Raw genomic sequence first — 25,418 nt, forward strand, 5'->3', positions numbered from 1 at the left:
CCGGGATTTATTGTATATACTTTTACCATACATGCAACAGATATAAAGCAACGAACGAATACAATTACAGGATGACTCCATCCTTGAATATCGCAATTTCCCGAAATCCATGCTGCTCGCTGAGTGTATGCGCCCGTCCTGAAGCAATATCGATCAGTTGGCTGAACAGCTGCACTTTCACGTCCTCCATCGTCTTCCCTTCCAGCAGTTGACCTGCGTTAAAGTCGATCCAGTGCTTTTTCCGATTTGCGAGGTCAGATTGGGTTGCAATTTTGACGGTAGGTACCGGGCCTCCAAACGGCGTTCCGCGACCTGTCGTGAAAAGAACAATATGCGCACCCGCAGCTGACAGTGCTGTAACAGACACGAGATCATTCCCCGGAGCTTCCACAATGTTCAGGCCGGTTTGAGTGACACGTTTGCCGTAACGAAGTACATCAACTACGGAAGAACGTCCTCCCTTTTGCGTACATCCCAAAGACTTTTCTTCCAGCGTGGTAATCCCGCCTGCTTTATTCCCTGGTGAAGGATTTTCATATATATTCTGACCGTGGTTCACAAAGTATTGTTTGAAACCGTTCACCAAGTCTACCAAATCATCAAATACCTGCTCATTGGCCGCCCGATTCATCAGAATGGTCTCTGCACCAAACATCTCGGGAACTTCGGTCAATATGGCCGTACCTCCGGCAGCAACCAGCATATCCGCAACGGAGCCTACGAGCGGGTTCGCCGTAATCCCGGACAGTCCGTCCGAACCGCCGCACTTCAATCCAATTTTGAGCTTGCTCAAAGGTAGCGGCTGACGCTGTTCATGTTCGACGAGCTCCACGAGCTCTTCCATCAGACGCAGTCCTTCCTCAAGTTCATCATCTGTTTCCTGTGCTTTGAGAAAACGGACTTTCCCCTGATATTCCGGTGCGATACATTCGCGGAACTGGTCTACCTGATTATTTTCGCAACCCAGACCAATGACCAGCACGCCGCCAGCATTCGGGTGTTCCACCAGGGAAGCCAATACCTGCTGCGTATATTTCAGGTCATCTCCAAGCTGCGAGCAGCCGAACGGGTGTGGGAAATGATATACGCCATCCACCCTACTGCCGAACTGAGACTGGCCCATCCGAGCCAAAGCCTCACACACTTTATTAATGCAGCCGACCGTATTTACAATCCAGATTTCATTACGAATACCTGCTTCACCGTTAGGGCGCAGATACCCATCAAATGAACGCAGATGTTCAGGAGGCATGTCCGTCTGGACAGGTGGTCCCGGCTGATACTGGTATTCAAGTAAACCGTGAAGTCCTGTTTTTAGATTGTGACTGTGAATCCAGCTACCCTGTTCGATCTGTTCCTTGGCTATCCCAATGGAAAAACCATATTTCATCACATCCTCACCCGGTGCGAGGGTATGCACAGCAATTTTATGGCCTTTGGGTACGTCTTCCCTTAATGTAAAAGCAGTGCTGTCTGGCAGGGTAATATGTTCCCCTTTTACATAATCCCGAAGAGCTATAATGACATCATCCTGCGGTTGAATCGCGATCCAGTCATTAACTGTACGTGTTGTGTTCATTAACTCTCACCTTCCAGCAAACCAATTTCGTGAACGAGTGCTTCGCGAAGCCCCTCTCGATCATCCAGATTCTCTCCCCAGATCGATACATCAGATAATACAGCAGCGACACTCTGGTCTAATTGCTGCTTATCCCGCTTCAAAGGATCATAACTATCCCAATGCTTGGCGAGTGCAGCCAGTACATCCGCATCATCCCGAAGCAGGACAGATTCACCGTTCAGTCGCTGTGCCATATAACCATCCGGCGTGTTCACTGGACGATACAGACACAATAATCCCGCAAACCCCTTTACGAGCCGGTCAGGCCAGGTTCCCTGATTTTGCTCATAGGCCAAAAGTGTAGGCAGCACACGGACCTTGAACTTTCCTACTGTATTTAATGCAATATCCTGCAGCTTGTGATTAATATACGGATTGAGGAAACGTTCAAACACTTCCCCTGCGTACTGATCCAGATTATGATCCGGCATATCCAGTGCAGGCACGATCTCCTGATGTACCGCTTCTCTGACCCAAGAGCCAAACTCTGGGTCTTCCATCGTCTCTCTCACATATTCCTTGCCTTGCAGAATGCCGAGCGATGACATGAGAGTATGAGCACCATTCAGAATACGAACTTTGCGCAACTGAAAAGGTTTCAAATCCTTCACCCAATGTACGTTGAGCCCCGCCTGTTTCAGGGGGAGTTTCTTGTCTAGTACTTCATCTGCCTGAATGGCCCAGAAATGATATGGCTCAGCCGTATTGACCAGTTGATCCTCGTATCCCCAGCGATTGGTCAGGGAATCGGCTTCTTCCGTAGTCGGTGCACCCGTGACAATCCGGTCAACCAGATTGTTCAGGAACAAGTTATGGTTCTCAATCCATGAACGAAAGCCTTCAGAATAACCAAAATCCTCACTATGCCGCAGCACACAACTGCGCAGTACATCCCCGTTGCCCTCAAGCAACTCACACGGCAGGTGAATCAATCCTCGGGAAGGGTCCCCATCAAACCGCAGATAACGTTGATGCAAGAAGACTGTCAGTTTACCTGGAAACGATTGTACCGGCTCACCCTGCGTGTACTCTGAATACGTATATTTCAATCCCGATTCGGTTGTATTGGAGATGACAAACTCTAGGGAGGGCAATTCCGCTAGTTTCAGAAAATCCTGCCATTCTTCGTACGGATTAATACACTGTGAAAAAATCGAGATCATTTCTGTACGCTCCACTGCTTTTCCCTGTGACAGTCCCCGGGTAATCATCGTGTACAATCCATCCTGATCACGAATTTGTTCCAGCTTTGCCTTTCCCCCAGGTCGAGGTTGGGTCACGGCAACACTGCCATGGAATTTGCCTTGTCTGGCACTCTCATGAAGCATCCAGTCTACAAACCCACGCAAAAAGTTGCCTTCCCCAATCTGTAGTACCTTTACGGGACGTTCCATCACTTCTTTGCATTTGCGCTGGTTATCACTTCCAAGCAGATTCAGCTTTAGCCGTGGTCTTTTCGTGCTCGCCGACATGAACACTCACCTCATCGTTTTATTTGTCAATATCAGATGTCCCGCTGCACAGAAACAGCTGCTTACACTTCCATTGAAAACGCTTTAAATTCATTGTATCATCAATAAAAGGAAATTTAATTGCTTATATTGCGGTAAATGTACTCTTTCATGATCAGATGTAACCACTTTTTTGTTAGCACTGTTTTGAAAGGAGATCGAATGGAACGTTCGCCCGTTCGTACAACCATTCAGGCGGAATCGGGGATTCCCTTTCGTCTGGTGTATGCAGATACCAAGTCCCCCCAGAACGAGTTGCCGGATCATCTTCATGACTGGCATGAAATTATTTATGTATATCGGGGTCAGGGCACCATTTTCATTGATACTGGTCTTGAAGACATGCAGGAGGGCGATTTGTTTATCATTCCTGGCAGCACGGTACACCGCGCATTACCGGATGCCGGGAATCCGGTGACTTCGTCGGCCCTGTTCTTCAGTCCAGGATTACTGGCCTCCACAGCGGGAGGCAGTGCGTCAGCCATGCTCTCTCTATTTGAACGCTGCCGCAAACGCAGAGTGTACAAGAGGCATCTAGAAGCCACGGAGCAAGCACAGGTGGCTGCATTAATTGACGACATTCATGCAGAATTCCAGTTAGAACATCACCTGAGCGCCCACGCCGCTCTGCTGCGGTTGCAGCTCTTACTTATATATCTGGAGCGATTGGAGGCAGTTGGTCCTGCAAGTCCTGCCAGAACTGTTCCTGGACCAAGCTGGCTCTCCTCTACACTGGCTCATATGGATGAAGAGCTGCGCAGTGGCCTTTCCTTGCCGGAACTGGCACGGCAAGCAGCCGTATCCCCGGCGCACTTCAGCCGTGCCTTCAAAAGGTATACCGGCATGACACTAACTGACTATGCATTGGCCCGCCGGGTCATTATGGCAAAAGAGCATCTGCTTCGAAGTGATGAGACGATGGCCGTTGTTGCCGATGCTTGCGGTTTTGAGAGCCTGCCCCATTTTTATAGACAATTCAAGAAACTGACGGGTACCACACCCGCTGCCTACCGTAAAACCATGAAGAATCAGGATCAAACGTGATTGTCACGACATCCTGAAATGTAGAGATTTGTCTGTGTGTAACATATTCTTCCATACTATTCGTGTGGTATGTTATAATACTGAATTACAATGTCGGAAACGATGCGTTTCTGCTGCCAGAGGAGCCTTACATCCCATGTTAAACGAATTGAATCGCAGAAATATCGGCATCTTCGCACACGTCGATGCAGGGAAAACAACAACGACAGAACATATGTTATTTCAAAGCGGTGTCGTACGCATTCCAGGTCGCGTAGATGACGGAACTACAGCCACAGACTCTCTGGATATTGAAAAGGAACGAGGCATTTCCGTGCAGGCAGCTATGACCTCTTTGATCTGGAAAGATACGATTATTGATCTGATTGATACGCCGGGACATATCGATTTCAGCTCTGAGGTAGAGCGAGCCCTGCGTGTTATGGACGGAGCCGTACTGATTGTGTCCGCCGTGGAAGGGGTCCAATCCCAAAGCGAGACCATCTGGCATGCTCTCCGCTCGCTTGGAATTCCTACCCTGATTTATATGAACAAAATGGATCGGGTTGGTGCCTCTGCTGAGACGGTTATTGATCAGATCCGCTCCAGCCTATCTCCTTTCGTATGCGAGATCCAATCCTTTCGTATGAATGAAGATGTATTTGAGGGCATTGACTCCTTATGGAATGATAGCCAAACGCAAGTGAAGGGTTCTTCTTCATCTATCCCTGGCCTTTTTGAATTACTTGCCGAACTGGACGAAGATTTGATGGAAGCCTACATTAATGGTGAAACGCTGCCTGCTGACCAGCTAGATGAAGCATTTCGCAAAAAGGTGCATCAGGGCGAAGTGTTCCCCATTTGTTATGGTGCTTCTGGCAAAGGGATCGGCGTAACGGAACTGTTGGATGCCATCATCGAATTTCTTCCTGCACCTGCACAGCCTCAAGAACCTTCAGTATCCGGGGTTGTATTCAAAATTGAACGGGATAAAACGATGGGCCGTACAGCCTATGTTCGCATGTATGGTGGCAGCGTGCATAATCGGGATACGATCTATAACTCCACTCGGAAGCTGGAAGAGAAAGTGACACAGATTCGCCGAATGGATGGTCGGAAATGGGCGGATACCGGTGCTGTTCATGCCGGACAGATCGCCGCACTGTACGGACTAAGCGAAACCCATGTTGGTGATATTATTGGCAGCCCCGAAGGTGTGCCTCCTGTACCCCAGCTGGCTGTTCCCTTGTTGACCGTGCAGGTCCATGGTAAAGACACAGCTCGTTATCCTGACCTTGTAGCGGCATTGCAAGAGCTGACGGATGAAGATCCTCTACTCGATTTGCAATGGTTGCCTGAAGAACGGGAACTGCATCTTAAAGTCATGGGAACCATTCAGCTTGAGATTCTGTCCAGCCTGTTGATGAGTCGTTTCGGACTGGATGTCGTATTTGACCCACCGTCCGTCATCTATAAGGAAACCCCTCGTTCTTCCGGGGAAGGATTCATCGCATATACGATGCCCAAGCCCTGCTGGGCCATTCTTCGATTCAGCATTGAGCCTTTGCCACGTGGCAGCGGTCTGATCTACTCATCCACTGTCCGGACGGATCATCTCCTGCTCCGTTATCAGAATGAAGTAGAACGCCGTATTCCCGAAGCGCTATCTCAGGGATTGTTGGGGTGGGAAGTTACCGACCTGCGCATTACGCTAATCGAAGGAGAGCACCATGTCTGGCATACCCATCCCCTGGATTTTGTAGTAGCTACGCCGATGGGAATTATGGATGGGTTGGCAAACACAGGTACAACCCTGCTGGAACCCATCCTGAATTTCCGGTTAACGGTTCCGGAGGAGTACGGCGGCAAAGCGCTTAGTGATCTGGTACATATGCGAGCAACCTTTGAAGCGCCGATCATCGGAGGCGGACGATGCATCGTTGAAGGACGTATGCCTCTGGCAAGCTCCATGGATTATCCGGTGAAGCTGCGTTCAGAGACGAGCGGACGCGGGGTACTCACGACTTCTTTTGCCGGGTACCAGGATTGTCCTTCGGATCAGACCCATACGCGGAAGCGCAGAGGAGTTAACCCGCTGGACCAATCCAAATATATTTTAAGTGTTCGAAATGCGATTACATCATAATTGGAGTTGACTTTGTCGTGCTGATTAAATTTCTAATCTTTGGCCTGCTGTGGCGGATTGTAGGCAATCCATTCTTGGCGGTTATTATTTTCCTCATCATTCTGTATTTCCTGGATCGTCGCTATGTTGGGGTGATGCCAAGCTTCATGAAGCCACTTAAACGTATGCGTAACATCTCACGGCTCCGGCAGCAGCTTGCCATGAGTCCGAATGAAGTCTCTTCCAAGCTGGATCTGGCCCGTCTGTTGATGGAACGCAAACGTTATAGCGAAGCTCATGCCTTGCTGCTGGAACTGGAGCGTCCTTATGAACAATCAGCCGAATATTGGGAGGCGCTGGGCACTACTGAACTCCATCTGGGTCAAACGGAAGAAGGCGAGCGTCATATTTTGCAGGCACTGGATATTAATCCAAGAGTGAAATATGGACGTCCTTATCTAACACTTGCAGGTGCGTTCAAGGATACTCACCGGGACAAAGCGCTGGCATACGTTCAGCAATTCCAGGAGATTCATTCTTCATCCAGTGAAGCATTCTATCTGCTCGGCTCGGTGTACCGCTCCCTTGGACGTACTGCTGATGCAAAACAAGCCTACGAGCAATCACTGAACGTGTATCGCTCCCTGCCAAAATATAAGAAGCGGCAGGAGCGTCGCTGGGCTGTTCGCAGCTGGTTCCGCAAGCGTGGACTGTAAGGGTACTTGATTACGTTAGATTGGACATTGGATTCGACGTCGTGAATTTGCAATGTACGCATCCCTTCCATTCATTCGTGATAAATATTTCACCAAATAAAAAGAGCAGTGATTCTTGCCTCAAGGCAGAAATCAGTGCTCTTTTGTTATACATCCACATGTTGCAGAGTTAAATCAGCAGCTTACGCAGCCGTTCCTCATTACCTTTCATCCAGTCTATCCGATCCCTCAGCTTCCTGATTTGCTGCACAGCCACTTCAGGCCCATCTGTACCTTCGAACAATCGACTGATAAAATGCATCACCACATCCAGACTTCGAAGTAAAATAAGCGCTGGAATCACGTTCAGCTCCTCTGGTTCCAAGTTGACCTGTTGCCTGAATCCCTGAATCATTCCCTCCAAAGCCTCCCACATCCATGCCTGCTCCTTGTCCATCGTCAGCAGGTCAGACATGGGCACAGCAAGCTCCATTACCCGCAGATCCCATGTGGCAAATTCAAAATCCAAAATAGCACATATGATATCCTGAGAGTCTGCCAATACATTGGATGCATTTAAATCTCCATGGACCAATTGATGTGGCAAAAGCTCCATACCTCGCAGCGTATTGAATAAGTCTGGCAATACAACTTTCAGCTTCTGCAGATCATCTGCACATGCCATCAGCGTATCCGGGGGTGAGGTGCATAGTTGTAACAATTTCTCCGGTGAACAGAGCGGGTAAGCCTCCTGAATCTGATAATAGGGCGGATAAACGGGAGCCAGGGATATGGGAATGTGCGCCATAACGGAAGACAGCATGCCAGCCGCCCTGCCCAGTCCGCGCAGCTGCTCTGGTGTATTCCACACGGGATTATGTCCCTCACGATAATAGAACAACGTCACAATTTTGCTCCGGCCCGAGGAACGATCCTGCACAGCTAGAAATGTTGCATGCTTATCATCAGGAAGGCTAACGGGCGCAGGCACATGAAGCTCAAACTCTGAACGTGACAAGGCAGACAGCACCTCATGTTCAAAAGCAATTTTCATTTGATCATTATGCGTTTCATACTGCCTCAGCACGTAACATTCTTCGTCTATCTCTACCATGAAGGTAGAGTTGTTCATGCCTCCCTTTCCACGCTGAGCTTTCCAGTTGGACGTGAAGCCATATGAGGATAAAACGGTGGATATGAGCTGCTGTTCTGAATCATTTAGGGAACCTGAATCGATGATGTGCACCAAAAATAACTCCTTTACCTCACATAATACAACCTCTATATGTCCTCATCTTAACGGAAGTATTTCTTACGGTCTAGTCAGCTCCAAGTGAATACTCATTCTAAGCTTAACTGCCTGCTAATCAGGCAAATGGATAGTACCCTGTACGATTCAGCTGTTCTGCAATCACGCGATAGCCTTTTGCATTTGGATGAACCCTGTCCCAAAATAACAGTTCACGTTCACGCCCTTCAAACCGGTCATAGACCTGAGCACAGGCATAGTTCCCCGATCCTGCACTATTCAGAAAGGAATTATACTGCCGCACCCAATATGCAGCTTCCGCCGCTTGCGGATACGGGTTGTACAACCCAATCGTACGAACCATATATACACTGTTTCCTTTCAACTGCCGGATATGCCTCATAATCTGGGACACGTTACTGCGAGTATCCCCAAGCACCTGTGTCATTTTACTTGCATTCGGGATCCCGCCACTTGCTTTGAAGGTACGAATGAGATCGTTCCCACCAATGGACAACGTAATAATATCCGCCTCACGCAGTGATTGGCGTACTCTTGGATTGTTGGATATCATCTGCAGCATTTCCCCTGACGTAAGTCCATTCACGCCCAAATTCTCCATGGATACAAACGTACGCACATTCGTTTCTGCCATTCTCCGATATAAAGGAACAAAGCCGGTGCCCAGCAGCGCTCCTGTACCTACCGTTAATGAATCTCCTATAGCCACATATCGATATACCATCCCGCCGCCCCTCTCTGCTGTGTTATAAACCACTCCATATACAATTCCTATATATCGTATGAGAGGAACGGAGACAAGGCGCGGGATGGTGTCCGTAGGCATACACATTTATTTGTCCGTTTCATAAAAGATTGTTCAAAACAACACAGAAAGCCCCGCCGGGGATCCAGCGGGGCTTTCATATATCATTACATTACATGCCTATATTACGATCCGAATCAACGGAATCTGCCTGTTCCTTGTTCGGGAATGGCCACCAGTTGGCACGGCCAAACATTTTCACCATTACAGGAACGAAGAATGGCAGGAATAGCAGAGAATACAAGATCAGTCCGCTGAGTACAACCGTCGCAATTTGCATCATCGAAAGAACTCCCGATGGATACATTGCGGCAAAGGTACCACTCAGAATGACGGCTGCAGACAGGATGACCGTACCCATGTTTTTCATGGCGTACAGTATGGCATCCTGGACTCTCATACCTTTGTTCTCATTGAAACGGTCCATCAGGAAGATGCTGTAATCCACACCCAGTGCAATCAGCATGACAAAGCCGAAGAACGGCGTAACCCAACTGATACCCGAGAACCCAAGTATATTCACAAAGATCGCTTCAGTCAGGGCCATCGATGTGAAATACGCCAGCAGCAACGAGACGATCAGATACAGCGGCATAATAACTGAACGGAGCAGCAGAACCAGAATGATAAACGTTCCTGCAAGCATCAGCATAACTGTGCGCGTGTAGTCGTTGTTGGAGACTTCCTGCAGATCTGCAAAGATACTGGTTACCCCACCAATTGCAATATCCGCTTTTTCAAGTGAACTACCTTGTACGGCACGATGTACAGCAGCTTCAATATCCGGAACACGATCAATCGCTTCAGTTCCATATGGATTTTCCGCAAAAATAACGTCAATCGTCATCGTTTTCCGATCTTTGGACAGATACGTATCGAATACCTGTGTAAAGTCTTTACTATTCAGTGCTTCTTCAGGAACATACCAGCCTGCCAGATCGGAATCAGGAGAGTTTTGCAATTGTGTCAGGTAGTCCTGTGCTGAATCGAGTCCACCTGAAACCTGTTCGATTCCATCTACACTCTGATTAAGACCATCTGTCAATTGAGTCAGTTGACCACTCAGATCCGAGAAGCCTTGCTGAATTTTCTCTTGGCCACCCTGAAGCTGACCAAGCCCTTTCTGAATTGAAGGAATTTCACTAATCACTTTACCTTGACCGTCAGCGGCCTGTTTGAGACCGGATTGCAACTGACTGATTCCCGTCACAATCTGACCCAGACCATCGGCAAGTGCCTTCTGTCCGGAAGCTGCGGAGGCAAAGCCAACGTTCGCCTGATTAATTCCAGCCGCGGCTTCTCCCAGCTTGGTTTGAATTTGACCCAAACCTTGAGCAAGCTGTGCCGTGCCGGTACCTGTTTCACCAAGGGTGCCTTTGACCCGCTGATAATCGGCGTCTTGCAGCAAATCAGGATAGCGCTCTTCAAGCGCTGTGAACGATTCATTCAAGCTGGTCAACGCTGTAGATACACCTTTGAGTTGTTGTTGCAGTTCACCTACACCATCACCCAGCGCTGCGACACCTGCTCCTGCCTGACGATAGGCTTGAAGCAGCTGATTGTTGGCCTGTGCAAGTTGATCTGCACTCGTTTTGGCTTTCTGCAGACCTGCTTTTAGATCACCGGCACCCGAGGAGCCGTCACGAATTCCTTTTTCAATCTGCTGAAGTCCTTCCGACAACTGTGTAATACCAGACTGCAGTTGGGAAGTACCTTTGGTCAGTTCTCCAGCCCCATCCGCAGCTTCTTTAAGTTGTGGTTCATTTTTGCTTAACTGACTGCTGGCTTCGCTCAGGCCATCACGGATTTTATCCAGACCCGTTTTACCTTCGCCCAAACCATCAGACAATGTCCCTACTTGTTGTGTCACTTCAAAATCTTTGATCTCATCACCGGTTGGACGTGTCATACTGCGGACACCAGAGATCCCTGGCACCTTCTCCACTTCCCGGCTGATTTTTTCAGCGAGCGCCATGTACTTGGCGTTATCCATAGCTTCATCATTCTGGATCACGACCTGACCCGGTAAGGATTCACCCGGACCGAAGCTGTCCGAAATGATATTGAATGCTTTGACCGAATCATATTTCTCACCAATCTCATCGAGACTGTTAAACGACAGTTTGCCATCGTAAGTTGCCAGCAAAGGCACACATACCGCTGCAACGATGAGAAGGGCTGCCCATGGACGTTTTAGGGAGAAACGGCCGGCTGCACCATAAATCTTGCTCTCGGCATGTTCCAGTGAACCCTTGGAAGGCCAGAACAACCTTTTGCCCAGTACTGCCATGAAAAATGGAACAATCGTGACTAATGCCAGCATCATCACCGCAATACCGACAGCAACTGCTACCGCGGAACGATACAACATAAACTGCGCAAAACCAATGGCAATGAATCCAACCAGCACGGCCAGTGCTGAGAAGAATACCGTTTTGCCTGCTGTGCGGTACGTTGCAATAATGGCATCCCAAGTATTTTCATGATGAGCCAATTCTTCCTTAAACCGGCTAATCAACAGGATGCAATAGTCCGTACCGATCCCGAACATGACTGCCACCATAAAGATCTGCGTAAACGTCGATATAGGGAAGTCAAGTCCGTCCACAAGGAACGCGACAATCTGCTGTGAAACAATGTAGCTGATTCCCACCGTAAGCAGTGGAACAAATGGAGCAACAAAAGAGCGGAATACAAGAAACAAGATGAGCAAAATAAATACTACAGTAATGTACTCCGATTTTTTGAGTCCTTCTTGGGAACTTTCCACCGTATCCTCATCAATCAAACCTTTACCGGTTATGTAATGCTCCACATTGACCGATGACAAAGCTTCATTGAGGTCTTCGCGCATTTCCTTGACTGTACGGTCTCCCTGATCAATAGAAAGCGACGTCAAGATCGTCTTGCCATCCGCAGAGATCATTTTGTCTGATAATTCAGGCTGAGAGAAAGGTTCCAGTATGGACAGAATGCCAAGTTTCTCCTTTTCTGCCTCCAGTTTCTTAACGGCCTGTTCTGCCTCTTCTTTACCCTCGGCACCCAAACCATCCGGATTATAAAAGACAAGAGCCAACTGGCTGCCCTGCTGCTCACCCTTTTGTGCTGCAGCTTCTTCCAAAATCGCCGCTGCCTGGGTGGAAGAGTGTCCTTCAGGAACCGAAAACTGCCCCTTTTCCCGAATCAATTCACTCATGTTAGGGGCGGTGAACATTAATACAGCAGCCACAACAACCCATAGCCCCATCAACCACCATCGCGTTTTCAAAATCGTTCTCATTCGTTCTCCTGTCCTCCTTCATGCGTTAGTAGAGCTGCCAGCTTCTCAAAAGATTCAATGAAATTCTGAACCTCTTCCGGTTTGAAATGGACCAAATATGGCTCCAGAAGCTGCTGTATTTCCTGTTCCGTTTCCTTGTATACTTCACGTCCATTGTCTGTCAGAGTCAAATAGACCACTCTACGGTCGCGCTCATCCCCGGCCCGATGGACCAGATCCCGATCCACCAGCTTGTTAACCAGAGCAGTGATACTGCTCTTGCCCACACATAAAAGCTCTGCCAGATCAGAGGGCGTGCATAACGGCTTCTCTTCGATCAAACGAAGTGCACAGAACTGATCAGTAGTAATCGTTTGCCCCAAGCGTTCACGTATCTGGGTATCAAACCGTTTGGTTACCAGGAAAGAAGCATCCAAATAGCGGTTAACCAAACTTCTAGCATCTGGTGTGTTCATTCTTCATTCTCCTTCCCTCAAAATATAGTTCACTTATAGAACTATTCTCCAATGAAACTATTCTATAATGAAACTATATTGCAAAGCAATACGTTTTTCCTATTTTTTTTAAACAAACGACAAAAAAACAGGACGTCCGACTCAGCTGCTTCGCCAAATCCAACATCCTGTTATGATTATGCTCTCTTTACGTTACACAGTAGTAGACAGTTACTAGTCTTCGTCTTGCTCCTCTTCTTTTTCCAGCACACAGCGGAATCGCTCCACACCCGGATACAGCTCACCCAGGCTGTACACTACGAATCCGGTATTTCGATAAAACTCTACCGCTTCCACATCGGTCTCTGCGATCAGTCTGTCGGGGTTATATTTGGCCAGCACCTGTGATATCATGCCACGACCATAATTTTTAAAACGATTCTCAGGCAGAACTGCAATATGATGAATGGTGATCTCACTCGTTCCTGTAGATTCATATCCAATCAGACCGATCAGCTGGCCTTCGTCTTCATAACCGTCCAAATGCAGCTCTTCCTTATCAACATACTGTTGTAACGCACGATTCAGGTGATCCGGGTCGGGAAAGACCGAGTAGGACAACAGCTCCTGTACTTCCGGCTCCTGTATGCGTGATTTCAATTGAATTAACACCCTGATTCCTCCTATAACTTGCTTGATTCCGTTATCGTATTGTAGTCGTTAGCCTTTAAAAGTTCAAGTCGTATGCCGTTTCAGTTCCGATTGGAGATCAGACGTGATGCCTTCAGGCACCTGAATTCCTGCCAAATGATATGCATCCAGCAGCGCACCTCCGACTGCCGGCACATGGCTGGTAATGTAATGAATCTGTTGTCCACCCGGTGTATAGGCTGCATCCAGCCCCTTTCGAACGGCCTCCACCATATAAGGTGTACTCAGACAACTTCCTGTAAGCGTCATGCGCACCTGTTGATCTTCAAAACATGATGCAAGCATGAGAATACCCACAACGGCCGTATCCGCTGCTGAATCACATACTCTGACCGCAAGGGGAATATTTTCGGCTGCTGCTTCGGTAACTAAAGGAGCCATTTGACCAAATATCCGATTGATGGCCTGTCTATTTTCAGCAAAACCTGATACGCCCAGTGCAGCAAGCTCCGGAATCGAAGTTACATTCCAATAGGCTAATAGCTGTTCGATCCAGGGTTGGTCCTGCGGACCATAACGTCCCGCAAGGATGGAATGCACCGCGTCATAAGCCAAAAAGCGAGCTGCTGTTGGCGCATAGTGGCCAAACTGGTCATTGCGGAGCCAGGTCCCTTGTTCCGTTTTACCCAGAATCAGAGAGCCTGTGCCTCCAATAGCTACAATGCCCGGCTCACCGCCAAAAGCTGCCGTATGTGCAATATGTGTGTCATTTACTGCGCTGATTCTGCCTAATATACCGGTTTGGGCGAGTAACGCTTCAGCCCAGACTGTATCTTCAGGCCGATCCAGGCCTGCCATCCCCGCCTGAATGGAAGCAATCTGATTCACTTCTAACCCAGCTCCGCGAATGGCTTCAGCAATGCCCTCCAATACATTCTGCTCAGCATTGGCATCATGATAGCGGTTGCAACCGCCTTTTTGCACATAAGTCAAAACCTTTCCGTTCTCATCGGCTAATGCTACACGTGTATGGCTTCCCCCGCCATCCATCCCAATCACATATGTACTCATTCTGATCCCCCATGTTCTGGTGTGATGATGTCTCCTGTCCCATGATGCTTCTCGTGATGTTCCTATTAAGCTACCGAGTAATACGAACTGCCGGGACCTTACTACGCGATCCCGGCAGGCTGCTACTGTTTCTGTGCAGCGAAACGAAGCAGTTCACAACGGAACTGTGTCGGTTCATCATATTTTTCCTCTTCGATCGTCTGTGTTACATATTCCTGAAGAAGAATATTCCAATTCGTATAAGCCCTCTCCAGTAATGCGATAGCCTCCGCTGTGGGCAGATTCAATTCAATCAACGGCTCAAGCTCCCGTCCTGTGTTGATTTCTTTTTCCTCTACACTTGTACTCATCGTGATACAATGAATGCCGCCTGTACGGGTTCCCGCTTGCAAACGTTCAATAGCTTCCACTAAAGCTTGTTTATTTGATACATGTTCCAGACAAGAGCAAGCAGCAATATAATCAAAATGATCCGGCTCGATAGCGTAATGCTCAACATCTGCTTTCTCTGCTTGCACGATATGATCAACCTGATATTCTTTCGCATATTTGCGAAGTCCATCTACAGCCTCATCCAGCAAATCCACGCCGATCACTTCACTGTTTGTTTGCCCGAGACGCTGTGCAATGGGTATCGTATGTCTGCCTACACCACATCCCAAATCGAGAACTCGCAGTTCCGTCTTATGGGCAAGCAGACGCTCCAACATATCCATAACCATAGGCATGGGCCTCGCCATCCAGGTACCGGACGCGAATAATTCATTATTCTGATAGAAGTTAGAATGGTAACCTGCCTCTGCTTTCCGTGCAGCCTTAAATTGTTCATTTGCCATAAAAGCACCTCCATAGATTAGATATTAATCGTCAATGTCCCCGAACCTGCAAACAGAATAATGGTGAGAATGACCATCACTACGAATGCCCCAGTTACGAGTAATTTACCTGTATCCTGCTTATACGTATTGTCACTAAATAACATCACGCCGCCGATGGTCATGGCTACCGGAGGAAGAAACAGTGTCATCAGAACAAGCAACACAATTGAATATCGATCCAATATCAATTCATCATTTTCAATCATGTGCGGTTGTTCAGGCTGAACCGTTTTGGTAGTAACCAGATTGCCACAAGATTTGCATTTGAACTCATTCTCTGCCATTTTTTCATGACAATATGAACAAACTCTAGGTGTATATGGCATCTCGCACCTCCCCTTAAGGACATCTTCTACTTAATACCCAGGTTGCTTTATTGGAATCAGATGAATGATGATACTGCAGAAGAATTCGATAGGTTCTTTGTCAAAAAGGATTCCAGCACCTCCTCGTATCGGGGACGATCCACTTGAAACGCTGTTCCATGACCCGCACGGGGGATAGTCAACAGTTCTTTTTCTGTCGGACAAGCTTCATATAGTCTGTAAACCATTTCTGTCGGAACAAACCTATCTGCCTCACCATGAATAAAAAGAACAGGAACTTGAACTTTGGTGAGTTGATTGAGTGCCGATGCCTCCCCAAAGAAGTAACCTGCCTTCCATTTAGAGATAAGACTGGTAACGGGTATAAACGGAAATGCGGGCAGCTTGTATAGCTGCTTGAGCTGGAAGGTCAGTTCATCCTTCACTGAGGTATACGCACAATCCGATACGATGGCCTTTACCTGATCAGGGAGAGCTTCACCACCTGTCATCAATACTGTAGCGCCTCCCATCGAAATTCCATGCAAGATGATCTCCGTCTCTGTGCCAACCTTGCCCAGAACCCAATGGACCCACTGAACATAATCTCTACGGTCCAGCCAGCCGAATCCGATGATATTGCCTTCACTTTGGCCATGACCCCGATCATCCGGCATCAGCACATTGTAGCCCCGCTTTTCAGCATAAAAGCGGGCAAAGCCCGCCATCTCTCTGCCTTTTCCCGAATAACCATGCGCCAGGATAACCGTTGGATGCTGCGATCCGTTGGGGGAAGGAAGCCATGTTCCATGCAGCTTTAATCCATCATGGGATTCAACAAATATATCTTCGATTGGCTGCGTATCAAGCCACGTCAAGTCAGACGCACTGCTTATTATTTCGTTATCCGGTTCGGGCATCAGATTCGGATTGTCAACCAGAAATGATTTTGGAGCACGCCGAATGGCGGTTTTGAAGAAGTAAAGTCCACCTAACCATAGTAAGGCAAGAACGATCAGCACCAGAACCGCAAGGCTGTATAATAACATGAACATCCCCTCTCTTTCAGTCGATCTTCCACGTGAAACAAGTATGTATACTATCTATCATTTCGTAATTTCTCTGGGCTGTGATGCTTGTTGCCACTTCTGAATCACGTTGTTTAGAGCTTCAAGCGTGAAGGGTTTACCAATAAAATCATTCATCCCGGCTTCAAAACATTTCTCTTTCTCTCCATCCATCACATTTCCTGTCATCGCAATAATCGGAATAGGGTGCCACATCTTATCCTGTTCTATGGCTCTGATATGACGTGTAGCCTCCAGTCCATCCATTACAGGCATCATGTTATCCATCAGGATCATACTATACTTATTGCTAAGAAAGGCCTCGCTAGCCTCTTCCCCATTAGAGACGGCATCCACTTGCGTCATGCCCAGCCTTTTGAGTTGCATCTTCACAACTTGCCGATTGATGACGTTATCATCTGCAAGCAAGATTGATATCGGAAGAGATATACAACTCTGCTCTTGGCTCCCCTTGCCGTGAACCATCTGATTGGATAACGGTTCAATCGTTTTGTGCGATGAGTTCTTCTCTCCATGTTCATTAGACATCACATGATCACTCTCCTAATCGCGAATTAAGCCCTACTGCTTATACAAAGGCTTTCTCAATCTCTTGCAGCAGCTTCAGCAGCCTCGATCGTCCCCGTTCAAATACAACCTATTTATTCATTATACATGAACGACGAATGGCATACATTCATATAAAAAAACTGACCTGCGTTATTAACGCAAGTCAGTTTTCCCCTCTGCGGCGAGACCAAGCTTTTTTAACAAACGAATCGCATCCGCCTTTTCCGAAGGTTCCAGCCCATCCACCGCATCAATGATCACCTGGTGGTGCTGAGGAAAGATTTGTGTGAACAGATGTCTTCCTTCCTCCGTCAATTCAGCGTATATGACACGCCGATCTTCCTTGGATGCTCGACGAATCAGCAGATTTTTGTTCTGAAGCTTGTCCACAACATACGTGATATTGCCGCTGGACATTAACACTTTTTCACCGATCTTTTGCAACGCCTGCGGCCCTTTATGGTATAACAAATCAAGCACGCCAAATTCTGTTGTATTCAGTCCATGACTCTGGATATCCCGATTGGATCTGGATGTAACGGAATTATATGCGCGAGCGAGAACCACAAATAATTGTAAAGACAGTTCCCGATTGTCCTCGTTGTTCGGCATTTCTTAATCCTCCATCACTTGTTTACATTTCGATCTGCGCCTGAAGATCGTATCTGCTCCCACTCTTCGCGCAGCATTCCCATACGAATCGAATCATAATACTTGCCATCCACAATGCGGCATTTGCGCATGCGTCCTTCTACCTGCAGTCCCGACTTCGAAGCTGAACGCATCATCCGTTCATTGCCTGACCAGGTCGTCAACCCAACCCGGGCCAGTGGCAATTGCTCGAATAAGTAGCTGGACCATATCTGAAGTACTCGCGTGCCGATCCCGTGCCCCCATTGGGCTGAACGATACAGCACTATTCCCATTTCCAGCCACATGGATGGACGATGTTCCCAATAGTAGCTGATTGTACCGACGATTCGTCCATTCAGCTCAATAATTCGAATGGAGTCCGGATCAGCATTGCTCTGAGTTGCTTCAAGTCTTCTTAACATGCTCCGTTCGAAGTCTTCGTAGCTCTCATGTTCAAGGGCATAATATGGCGCATCCCATTGCTTCCATTCCGGTACGTCTTCACTGTAGATCAATTCATAGAGTTCAGTCAGATCTTCTTTCTCCACACATCGAAGAACAATCTCACCATCCACTAACGGGTTTTCCCTCATCTATGCAATGACCTCACTTTCCGTTCATGAACGATGACGCTCATCGATGCTGCCATCATCCTTCGCAAGAATGACGGTGTCCGCCATTTTGATAAACAATCCATTATCGACAACACCTGGGAGCATATTTAACTGAACGTTAAGCTCCGCAGCATGTTCTATGGCTTCCATGCGGCAATCTGCAATGAGGTTTCCATTATCCGTAAGATAACGTTGATCCCCATCCATACGCCATTCCGGATGACATCCGAGTTTCTCCAGCGCCTGGAAGGTCCATTCTGAAGCAAACGGAACCACTTCAACTGGCAACGGGAATTTCCCCAGCTTTTGTACGGCTTTGCTGCCATCCGCCACAATAATCAGTTTGTCACTGTTTGCAGCTACAATTTTCTCACGCAAAAGCGCCCCGCCGCCACCTTTGATCAGGTTAAACTCAGGATCAACTTCATCTGCACCGTCAATGGTAAGATCCAGACGTCCAATTTGATCAAATGGAACGATCGGAATTCCCCACTCTTTGGCGAGCTTGTCCGATGCTTCCGAAGTAGCTACAGCCTGAATGTTCAACCCTTCACGTACTCGCTCACCAATTCGACAAATAGCGTAATACGCCGTTGATCCTGTACCCAATCCAACCTTCATTCCATCTTGAACATATTCTGCCGCGCGCTCAGCTGCTATCTGTTTAAGATTCATCTATAAACCCCCGCCTGCTCATGATTTGAGAAATGCATACTGTAGTTATTATAGATAAAACCGCTTCCGATGTATATCTGTGCATGACTTGTTGAACTGGAAAACTTGGCCTGTTTCTCCGCTTCACATGTATCATTGATGTTGCTTATGTACATTCTTGGTTAGCTTCTCCTCCCTGATATCTGATTTGTGTGGCAGAAGAAAGTCCGTTTTCTGTCGTTTTCACTATTTTTTCAATGTTTTAGGATGTTTTTTAACCCACCATGTTATAGAATACAGAATGAAACTAAAAAATGGGAATTATTTTAAATAAACAGTTCTAAATACCTAAATCACTCCTTCATATGTCCATAAATACGTAAAATATTAAAAAAGTTTTAACAAAACTATTCAATTTGACGACATTTTATACGACATATTAAGTATAGATGTGTTTTAATAATTAGACACCCATGGGTATCTAGGTAAAAATATCTCTACATAGCGACTAGAAACCCAAGACCATGGTCGCATATTATACCTTTGGAGGGGATACGGGAATGACTTAATTTGCATCATGAAGGCTTCAGCATATTATCAATTCAAAGAAGATCAGGAGTGGACTTTAGTGAAATCATTAAGTTGGAAAAGCATGTCTTTTTTCTCCAAAAATCTGTTACTTTCATTTACTAACATCATTATTATCGGCGTGGCACTTATTGCCAGCAGCTATTACTTTCAAAAAACGATTCTCGTTGACCAGCTACATGGTCAAGTAGAACAAATCACCAAAAAATGGGCAGAGGGCATTAATTCCACCGAAGTACAGGCTGCTATTACAGAAGCCAATTACGATGGAAAAGCACAAACCAAATTGCGTGCCTATTTCGATGAAATGCAACAATATTATCCCAACATTGCACAAGCCTACATCTTTGGTGTAGAGCTGGGTGGAGATAACAAGCGGTTAACTTCCCTGGTTGCCATGCCAACCAATCTGAAGGAAGCCTTCCAGAGTGAAAATGTAAATATCGGCGACATGTATGAACAGCCTGTCGTTGTGGCAAATGCACTTAAAGAAATGGTGAATACGGATCGCCCAACGTTCACCACATTTTATTCCGACGACTTCGGAACCTGGACAACCATTGCTTATCCGATCAAGGATAGTAATGGCAAGATTTACTCTTACTTTGCAGTCGATGCAGACGCATCAGCAGTACCTGCCGGACTGAACAAATTGCTTAAGAACGGAATAATCATCCTGGTAGCGTTCCTGCTGTTGTTCCTGATTATCCAATATCTTGTTGTCAAAAACACGCTCTCCCCTATTCGTCACCTGATCAAAGGGATTGATGACGTAAGCCGGGGTAATTTGAATGTCAAAATTCCGACAGGCAAAGACGATCTGGGCATTGTGAACGAAAAGTTCAATACCATGGTTCGCAAGATCAACGATACGATCGTCAAAGTACAAATCACTTCGCAAGAAGTTAACGAGTCTGCCAAGGAACTGTATGAAGTCTCCGAGAGAAACAGCGAGAATGCTGATAGTATTAATAGTAATGTTACTCAGATTACATCCAACATTCGTGCGCAGGAACAGGCAACCCGCGATAGTGCCCGTGCGATGTCCGAGATGGCTGTCGTCATTCAGACTATTGCCAGCAGTTCAGCGAGTGTAGCTGACGAGGCCTATGAGATGGAACGTCGATCTCAACAAGGAAACAGTGTGGTTCGTCAGGTATCCGAACAGATGAATCTGATTACGGAATCTGTTAAAAACACCGCATCGGCCATTCAGGTTCTGGAGAGCCGCTCGCAGGAAATTGGCGATATTCTGAATATCATCTCAGGCATTTCCAGCCAGACGAACTTGCTTGCACTCAACGCATCGATTGAAGCAGCACGTGTTGGTGAAGAAGGTCGAGGATTCGCGGTTGTAGCAGGTGAAGTACGTAAGCTTGCTGAGCAGTCTGAAGAATCCACGAGCCAGGTTGCCGTACTGATCCAGGAGATTCAGGCTGAAATTAGACAAGCCGTTCGTGCGATGGAACAAGGAACGTCTGAAGTGGATACAGGGCTCAGCGTAGCTGATCAAACGGGTCAGTTGTTCGAAGAGATTCTGGAAGCAGCCAAGAAAGTATCGAATCAGATCCAGGAAGTATCCAGTGCTACAGAAGAAATCTCTGCAGGTACAGAAGAAATGACCGCAACTGCGGATGATTTGTCTGCGAGTGTGAGTAAGACAGCTGATAATAGTGAACGGATTTCTTCATCTGTTGATGAACAAAAAGCATCACTGATTACACTTGTTGATTCCTCTACCCGTTTGAACAGCATGTCTGAGGAACTGCAAGAACTGATTTCGCATTTTAATGTAAGTAAACAATAATTCAACCCACAACTTGAACGGTTTGAACCAAGGAGGAACAACTGAAGTGGTCGAAAATCAATCATCATCTCCCCAAACAGTGGAATCTAGCCTGCCGGTTCTTCAGATTCCACTGGATTTTGGGCGCCGTCAACAATCATTCACTTATGAGTCTGCTCATCTTTCACTGGAATCGTCCCTGGGTCGGGAACTGAAACAAAAATTCGGGTCAGAGGGTGTGTATCCAGCATTATTGTCTGCCTACGCAGCCCTGTTGTTCCGTTTATCAGCTGAGCAGGAGCTTGCCATCGGCACGCTGGCTCCCGATCAGGCAGCCTCCCCTGTGTTATTGCAAATTCAAGGCAAATTAACCTTTAATGAACTGATTCATCAGATTTCCGATCAACTCCAGCTTCATTACACGCTGCAAGCGGGAGGAAATCCGGAAACGCTGTTCATGTATAACAGTGTGCAGCTGCCTAAAGCTCCTCAATTGTTAAATTGGAATATCCGTGATGATCAGGATATGCTCACACTGGATCTGTTCTATGACAGTTCACTTCTAAATGAATCTACGGTCACAAGATATGCAGAGTATTATCAGACTCTTCTTTTGGCTATGCTGCGTGACCAAGACAAGGCCATCGGTACAGTGGACATTTTATCCGCTTCAGACCGATTGCTATACCGAGAAATGAATGATACCGCCGTTCTCGAACCAGAGCATCAGACAATTCATGGCTGGTTCGAAGCAACAGCAGCCGAATATCCTGAATCTCCAGCAATTACTTCACCAACTGGCCGGTACACCTATAGAGAATTGAACGAACGTGCCAATCAGGTAGCCCGTGTGCTGTTATCCAACGGATTGCAAAAAGGAGAATTCGTCAGCATCTTTATGGAGCGGAGTCTGGAAACGATTATATCTTTGCTCGGTATTCTCAAAGCTGGCGGAGTATACGTCCCTGTCGATCCTGAGCATCCACAAGAACGCAACAGTTATATTGTCGAAGATACAGCTTCATCCTTTGTCCTAACCAAAGAGTCCTCTTTACCTGAAGCTTCACGGTTATTCTCAGGAATTACTACCGTTCGCCAAATCCTGGCCGTGGATGGACGCCTTGCCGGATTCGCAGCAAGCAATCCCAATCTGGATATTCAACCAGACGACCTGGCGTATATCATCTATACCTCGGGATCTACTGGCAAACCGAAAGGTGCACTTATCGCCCATCGAGGTGTTGCCAATCTTGGTAGTGTGGTGCAACGGGATTGCGATATTCAGCCAGGTGACGTATTAACCCAGTTTGCTACATACAGCTTCGATGCATCAGTGTGGGATACGATTGGCGCCTTGTTCTACGGAGCAGAACTGTACCTGTTGTCGGCGGAAGAACGTGTATCCGTTGAAGAATTTGCAAGTGCCATTGAGCGCACAGGTACAACGATTATTACAATACTGCCTACCATCTTTTTCAACCAGCTTGCTTCCTTCCTGTCTGATGAAGGCTTCCACAAGCTGGCCAAAGTCAAAATCATTACCGTGGCTGGAGAAGCACTGTATGGTGAGCAGGTTCGCGCCTTCCAGCGCAAATTCGGCAACCAAATTGATATCGTCAATGTATACGGACCTACGGAATGTACAGTAGCAACAGCGACTCACCGAATTAGCGAGCAAGTTCCGGAAAGTGTTGTTAACATTCCAATCGGCAGACCGATTCATAACTATAAAGTGTATATCGTTAATGAAGAACAGCAGTTATGCCCGGTAGGCGTTCCTGGCGAGGTATATATAGCAACACCCGCTCTAGCCAAAGGTTATCTGAACCAGCCGGAGCGTACAGAACAGGCATTCGTTGATAATCCATTTGCAATTGATGAGAAAATCTATAAGTCTGGCGATATTGCCAAAATGCTCGATAGCGGACTGCTGGAATATGTAGGACGCAGCGACTCTCAGTTAAAAATCCGGGGTCACCGGATTGAAATTGGAGAGATCGAGGATCATTTTGCCCGTCTGGATCAGGTTCAGGATGTTGCCGTGATTCCCAAGAAGGAATCTGATGGTCAAAACATGCTCGTAGGATACTTTACTTCTAAAGATGGCAGTACACTTTCCGTTGCGGACATTAAAGCGGAGCTAACGGTGAAGCTTCCTTCCTATTTTGTACCCAAATGGATCTGCCAGCTTGATGAAATGCCGATTGCACCGACAGGCAAAATCAATCGCAAAGCGATGGTAGCTCTGCCTCACGTAGAGCGTCATGAAGACCGACCTGATCGGGTACTGCCAGAGACGGAAACCGAAGCGATTATTCTGGAAGCATGGAAAGAAATTCTTCAGCACGATGACTTTGGTGTGGAGGATAGCTTCTTCGCCATTGGCGGTGACTCTCTACGGGTCATCCATGTGCTGGTCATTCTTAAACCGCATTATCCGTTGCTGAAAATTGCCGACTTTTTTGCCGAGAAGACGATTCGTGCCTTGGCGCAACGCGTGGAGAAGCTGGCTCAAACTACAGAAGAAACTGCCCATTCCTCAGGGAATAACGGCGTAATTACCCAATTGTCTGAACATCCTGTAGAGCTGAAATCCCAGATTGGATATCCTGAAATTCTGAATCCCGAGCATGTACTCCTGACCGGGGCTACCGGATATCTTGGATCCCATGTGCTGCAACAGTTGATTCTAACTTCGAATACACGCATCTATACTCTTGTTCGCCGCCCAGCAGATGGAAGCTCTGCGATGGAACGACTGAGCAGCGTTATGAAAAGTTACTTTGGACCAGAACTGCTACCCCTCCTCGTATCCCGCGTCGAGATTATCGAAGGCGATCTGGAGCAACCGAATCTTGGTCTTTCAGTCGAGCAGACAACTTACGTACAAGAACGAATTGACCGTGTAATACACTGTGCTGCGGATGTACGACATTTCGGGGATGCAGCACAATTCGCCAAAACCAATGTGGATGGAACCACCGCATTGCTTAAGCTCGTTCGTAGCAAGCCAGGTGCCTCCTTCCACCATGTATCCACGATGGGCATACCGGAAGATCTTGCACTTAGTGGACAGTGGGAATCCTCATTGCAATACGATCGCTTCCCAGCCGACTTGCATGTGGAAAACCTATACTCCGACAGCAAGCTTGAAGCTGAGAAAGTGCTTATGATTGCTGCTGAAGAAGGTGTACCTGTGAGCATCTATCGTGCAGGTAACCTGACATGTCATTCCGAGACGGGTCGTTTCCAATCTAATATCGATAGTAATGCCTTTTATCGTATGATTAAAGCAATGTTATTGCTGGGTAAAGCACCGGCAGCCGACTGGATGGTTGATTTTACACCTATTAATTATGCAAGTCAGGCCATTGTACATCTGGCATTACGCCAGGATACAGCAGGACGTGTATTCCACATCTGTAATCCGGAGCCTATCAGCTACGATGATCTGATTCGTTCTGTGAATCGGGCCGGTTATGAAGTGGAGACTCTGCCTTTTGCAGAGTATACCAACTGGTTGTTCGATGGCAGTGTCAGTAAGGACCCTGAGGCGCTTCAACTGGCTATCGCCCAGCTTGAAGGAGACGGTGCAAAGGATTCTGCATACGTGTATGCCTCTCCTGTAACAACTGCTTATGTGGAACCAGCCGGCATTATATGTGCAAAAACAGATGACCGTTTCATCTCAAAAATGCTGGAACATGCCATCGAGATTGGTTATTTCCCTAAGGCCGTTCGACCGCAGTTTGGCACTTCTCCAACGATGGAATAAACTCAATAAAGTGAATGCATATATTGCATCCATTAATGAATATAAAGAAGCCACCTCAACGT

General features: G+C 47.2%; 20 protein-coding genes. 5 read left to right on the forward strand and 15 right to left on the reverse strand.

What is annotated here, in order from left to right; translation table 11 throughout:
* Positions 1-64: 64 nt before the first annotated feature.
* Entirely contained in the window at positions 65-1,579 is a 1,515-nt protein-coding gene (locus CS562_RS02545) for a UxaA family hydrolase (protein WP_076289460.1), read from the reverse strand.
* Positions 1,579-3,093, reverse strand: coding sequence for a tagaturonate reductase (locus CS562_RS02550; RefSeq protein ID WP_099853390.1), 1,515 nt, complete (start codon positions 3,091-3,093; stop codon positions 1,579-1,581). The genes CS562_RS02545 and CS562_RS02550 overlap by 1 nt, the downstream gene beginning before the upstream one ends.
* Positions 3,094-3,294: 201 nt before the next feature.
* Between CS562_RS02550 and CS562_RS02555 the strand changes: the two genes are divergently transcribed.
* The 3 genes from CS562_RS02555 (at position 3,295) to CS562_RS02565 (ending at position 6,996) form a co-directional block, all read left to right on the forward strand.
* Positions 3,295-4,176: an AraC family transcriptional regulator gene (locus tag CS562_RS02555; protein WP_175381554.1), complete on the forward strand. Its 882-nt coding sequence runs from the start codon at positions 3,295-3,297 to the stop codon at positions 4,174-4,176.
* Between the two features lie 136 nt (positions 4,177-4,312).
* Positions 4,313-6,301, forward strand: coding sequence for a GTP-binding protein (locus CS562_RS02560; protein WP_099853395.1), 1,989 nt, complete (start codon positions 4,313-4,315; stop codon positions 6,299-6,301).
* 17 nt (positions 6,302-6,318) lie between these two features.
* Complete coding sequence (locus CS562_RS02565) at positions 6,319-6,996, forward strand: tetratricopeptide repeat protein (RefSeq protein WP_180287004.1); 678 nt, start codon at positions 6,319-6,321, stop codon at positions 6,994-6,996.
* Between the two features lie 169 nt (positions 6,997-7,165).
* On the opposite strand, the gene CS562_RS02570 is transcribed toward CS562_RS02565, so the two are convergent.
* The 13 genes from CS562_RS02570 to rpiA form a co-directional block, all read right to left on the reverse strand.
* On the reverse strand, positions 7,166-8,221 hold the full coding sequence (locus CS562_RS02570; protein WP_099853397.1) for a phosphotransferase: 1,056 nt from the start codon (positions 8,219-8,221) through the stop codon (positions 7,166-7,168).
* Positions 8,222-8,342: 121 nt separating this feature from the next.
* Positions 8,343-8,969, reverse strand: coding sequence for a GDSL-type esterase/lipase family protein (locus tag CS562_RS02575; protein WP_076289455.1), 627 nt, complete (start codon positions 8,967-8,969; stop codon positions 8,343-8,345).
* 193 nt (positions 8,970-9,162) lie between these two features.
* Entirely contained in the window at positions 9,163-12,330 is a 3,168-nt protein-coding gene (locus CS562_RS02580) for an MMPL family transporter (RefSeq protein ID WP_099853399.1), read from the reverse strand.
* Complete coding sequence (locus tag CS562_RS02585) at positions 12,327-12,785, reverse strand: MarR family winged helix-turn-helix transcriptional regulator (RefSeq protein ID WP_076289453.1); 459 nt, start codon at positions 12,783-12,785, stop codon at positions 12,327-12,329. The genes CS562_RS02580 and CS562_RS02585 overlap by 4 nt, the downstream gene beginning before the upstream one ends.
* Before the next feature lie 213 nt (positions 12,786-12,998).
* Entirely contained in the window at positions 12,999-13,436 is a 438-nt protein-coding gene (locus CS562_RS02590) for a GNAT family N-acetyltransferase (RefSeq protein WP_099853402.1), read from the reverse strand.
* A 63-nt stretch (positions 13,437-13,499) separates the two neighbouring features.
* Complete coding sequence (locus CS562_RS02595; protein WP_076289451.1) at positions 13,500-14,486, reverse strand: N-acetylglucosamine kinase; 987 nt, start codon at positions 14,484-14,486, stop codon at positions 13,500-13,502.
* 122 nt (positions 14,487-14,608) lie between these two features.
* Positions 14,609-15,322, reverse strand: coding sequence for a class I SAM-dependent methyltransferase (locus CS562_RS02600; RefSeq protein WP_099853404.1), 714 nt, complete (start codon positions 15,320-15,322; stop codon positions 14,609-14,611).
* Positions 15,323-15,339: 17 nt separating this feature from the next.
* Positions 15,340-15,690, reverse strand: coding sequence for a C1 domain-containing protein (locus CS562_RS02605; protein WP_099853407.1), 351 nt, complete (start codon positions 15,688-15,690; stop codon positions 15,340-15,342).
* Positions 15,691-15,746: 56 nt separating this feature from the next.
* The gene (locus CS562_RS02610) at positions 15,747-16,718 is read right to left on the reverse strand and encodes an alpha/beta hydrolase (RefSeq protein WP_099853410.1); all 972 of its coding nucleotides are present in this window, start codon (positions 16,716-16,718) and stop codon (positions 15,747-15,749) included.
* A 57-nt stretch (positions 16,719-16,775) separates the two neighbouring features.
* The gene (locus CS562_RS02615) at positions 16,776-17,285 is read right to left on the reverse strand and encodes a response regulator (RefSeq protein WP_099853412.1); all 510 of its coding nucleotides are present in this window, start codon (positions 17,283-17,285) and stop codon (positions 16,776-16,778) included.
* Positions 17,286-17,459: 174 nt separating this feature from the next.
* Positions 17,460-17,918, reverse strand: a complete 459-nt coding sequence (locus CS562_RS02620; protein ID WP_024630132.1) for a MarR family winged helix-turn-helix transcriptional regulator — start codon at positions 17,916-17,918, stop codon at positions 17,460-17,462.
* Between the two features lie 14 nt (positions 17,919-17,932).
* Positions 17,933-18,532: a GNAT family N-acetyltransferase gene (locus CS562_RS02625; protein ID WP_099853415.1), complete on the reverse strand. Its 600-nt coding sequence runs from the start codon at positions 18,530-18,532 to the stop codon at positions 17,933-17,935.
* 24 nt (positions 18,533-18,556) lie between these two features.
* The gene (gene rpiA / locus CS562_RS02630) at positions 18,557-19,228 is read right to left on the reverse strand and encodes a ribose-5-phosphate isomerase RpiA (RefSeq protein WP_076289446.1); all 672 of its coding nucleotides are present in this window, start codon (positions 19,226-19,228) and stop codon (positions 18,557-18,559) included.
* A gap of 631 nt (positions 19,229-19,859) precedes the next feature.
* Between rpiA and CS562_RS02635 the strand changes: the two genes are divergently transcribed.
* Positions 19,860-21,602 carry a methyl-accepting chemotaxis protein gene (locus tag CS562_RS02635; RefSeq protein WP_099853713.1) on the forward strand — a complete coding sequence of 581 codons (1,743 nt, stop codon included), beginning with the start codon at positions 19,860-19,862 and terminating at the stop codon, positions 21,600-21,602.
* Between the two features lie 46 nt (positions 21,603-21,648).
* A complete protein-coding gene (locus CS562_RS02640; RefSeq protein ID WP_076289445.1) occupies positions 21,649-25,356 on the forward strand; it encodes a non-ribosomal peptide synthetase family protein in 3,708 nt (1,235 codons plus the stop codon).
* The last annotated feature ends 62 nt before the right edge of the window (positions 25,357-25,418 follow it).

It is taken from the genome of Paenibacillus sp. LK1 (genome assembly GCF_002750415.1).
Taxonomy (GTDB): Bacteria; Bacillota; Bacilli; order Paenibacillales; family Paenibacillaceae; genus Paenibacillus; species Paenibacillus taichungensis.

What these genes read in the sequence shown, in the direction of transcription:
- CS562_RS02575 (WP_076289455.1), bottom strand. Translation starts at nt 8,969, where the DNA reads ATGGTATATCGATATGTGGCTATAGGAGATTCATTAACGGTAGGTACA.
- CS562_RS02605 (WP_099853407.1), bottom strand. Translation starts at nt 15,690, where the DNA reads ATGCCATATACACCTAGAGTTTGTTCATATTGTCATGAAAAAATGGCA.
- CS562_RS02635 (WP_099853713.1), top strand. Translation starts at nt 19,860, where the DNA reads ATGTCTTTTTTCTCCAAAAATCTGTTACTTTCATTTACTAACATCATT.
- CS562_RS02555 (WP_175381554.1), top strand. Translation starts at nt 3,295, where the DNA reads ATGGAACGTTCGCCCGTTCGTACAACCATTCAGGCGGAATCGGGGATT.
- CS562_RS02600 (WP_099853404.1), bottom strand. Translation starts at nt 15,322, where the DNA reads ATGGCAAATGAACAATTTAAGGCTGCACGGAAAGCAGAGGCAGGTTAC.
- CS562_RS02580 (WP_099853399.1), bottom strand. Translation starts at nt 12,330, where the DNA reads ATGAGAACGATTTTGAAAACGCGATGGTGGTTGATGGGGCTATGGGTT.
- CS562_RS02560 (WP_099853395.1), top strand. Translation starts at nt 4,313, where the DNA reads ATGTTAAACGAATTGAATCGCAGAAATATCGGCATCTTCGCACACGTC.
- CS562_RS02595 (WP_076289451.1), bottom strand. Translation starts at nt 14,486, where the DNA reads ATGAGTACATATGTGATTGGGATGGATGGCGGGGGAAGCCATACACGT.
- CS562_RS02550 (WP_099853390.1), bottom strand. Translation starts at nt 3,093, where the DNA reads ATGTCGGCGAGCACGAAAAGACCACGGCTAAAGCTGAATCTGCTTGGA.
- rpiA (WP_076289446.1), bottom strand. Translation starts at nt 19,228, where the DNA reads ATGAATCTTAAACAGATAGCAGCTGAGCGCGCGGCAGAATATGTTCAA.
- CS562_RS02585 (WP_076289453.1), bottom strand. Translation starts at nt 12,785, where the DNA reads ATGAACACACCAGATGCTAGAAGTTTGGTTAACCGCTATTTGGATGCT.
- CS562_RS02545 (WP_076289460.1), bottom strand. Translation starts at nt 1,579, where the DNA reads ATGAACACAACACGTACAGTTAATGACTGGATCGCGATTCAACCGCAG.
- CS562_RS02620 (WP_024630132.1), bottom strand. Translation starts at nt 17,918, where the DNA reads ATGCCGAACAACGAGGACAATCGGGAACTGTCTTTACAATTATTTGTG.
- CS562_RS02610 (WP_099853410.1), bottom strand. Translation starts at nt 16,718, where the DNA reads ATGTTATTATACAGCCTTGCGGTTCTGGTGCTGATCGTTCTTGCCTTA.
- CS562_RS02615 (WP_099853412.1), bottom strand. Translation starts at nt 17,285, where the DNA reads ATGTCTAATGAACATGGAGAGAAGAACTCATCGCACAAAACGATTGAA.
- CS562_RS02625 (WP_099853415.1), bottom strand. Translation starts at nt 18,532, where the DNA reads ATGAGGGAAAACCCGTTAGTGGATGGTGAGATTGTTCTTCGATGTGTG.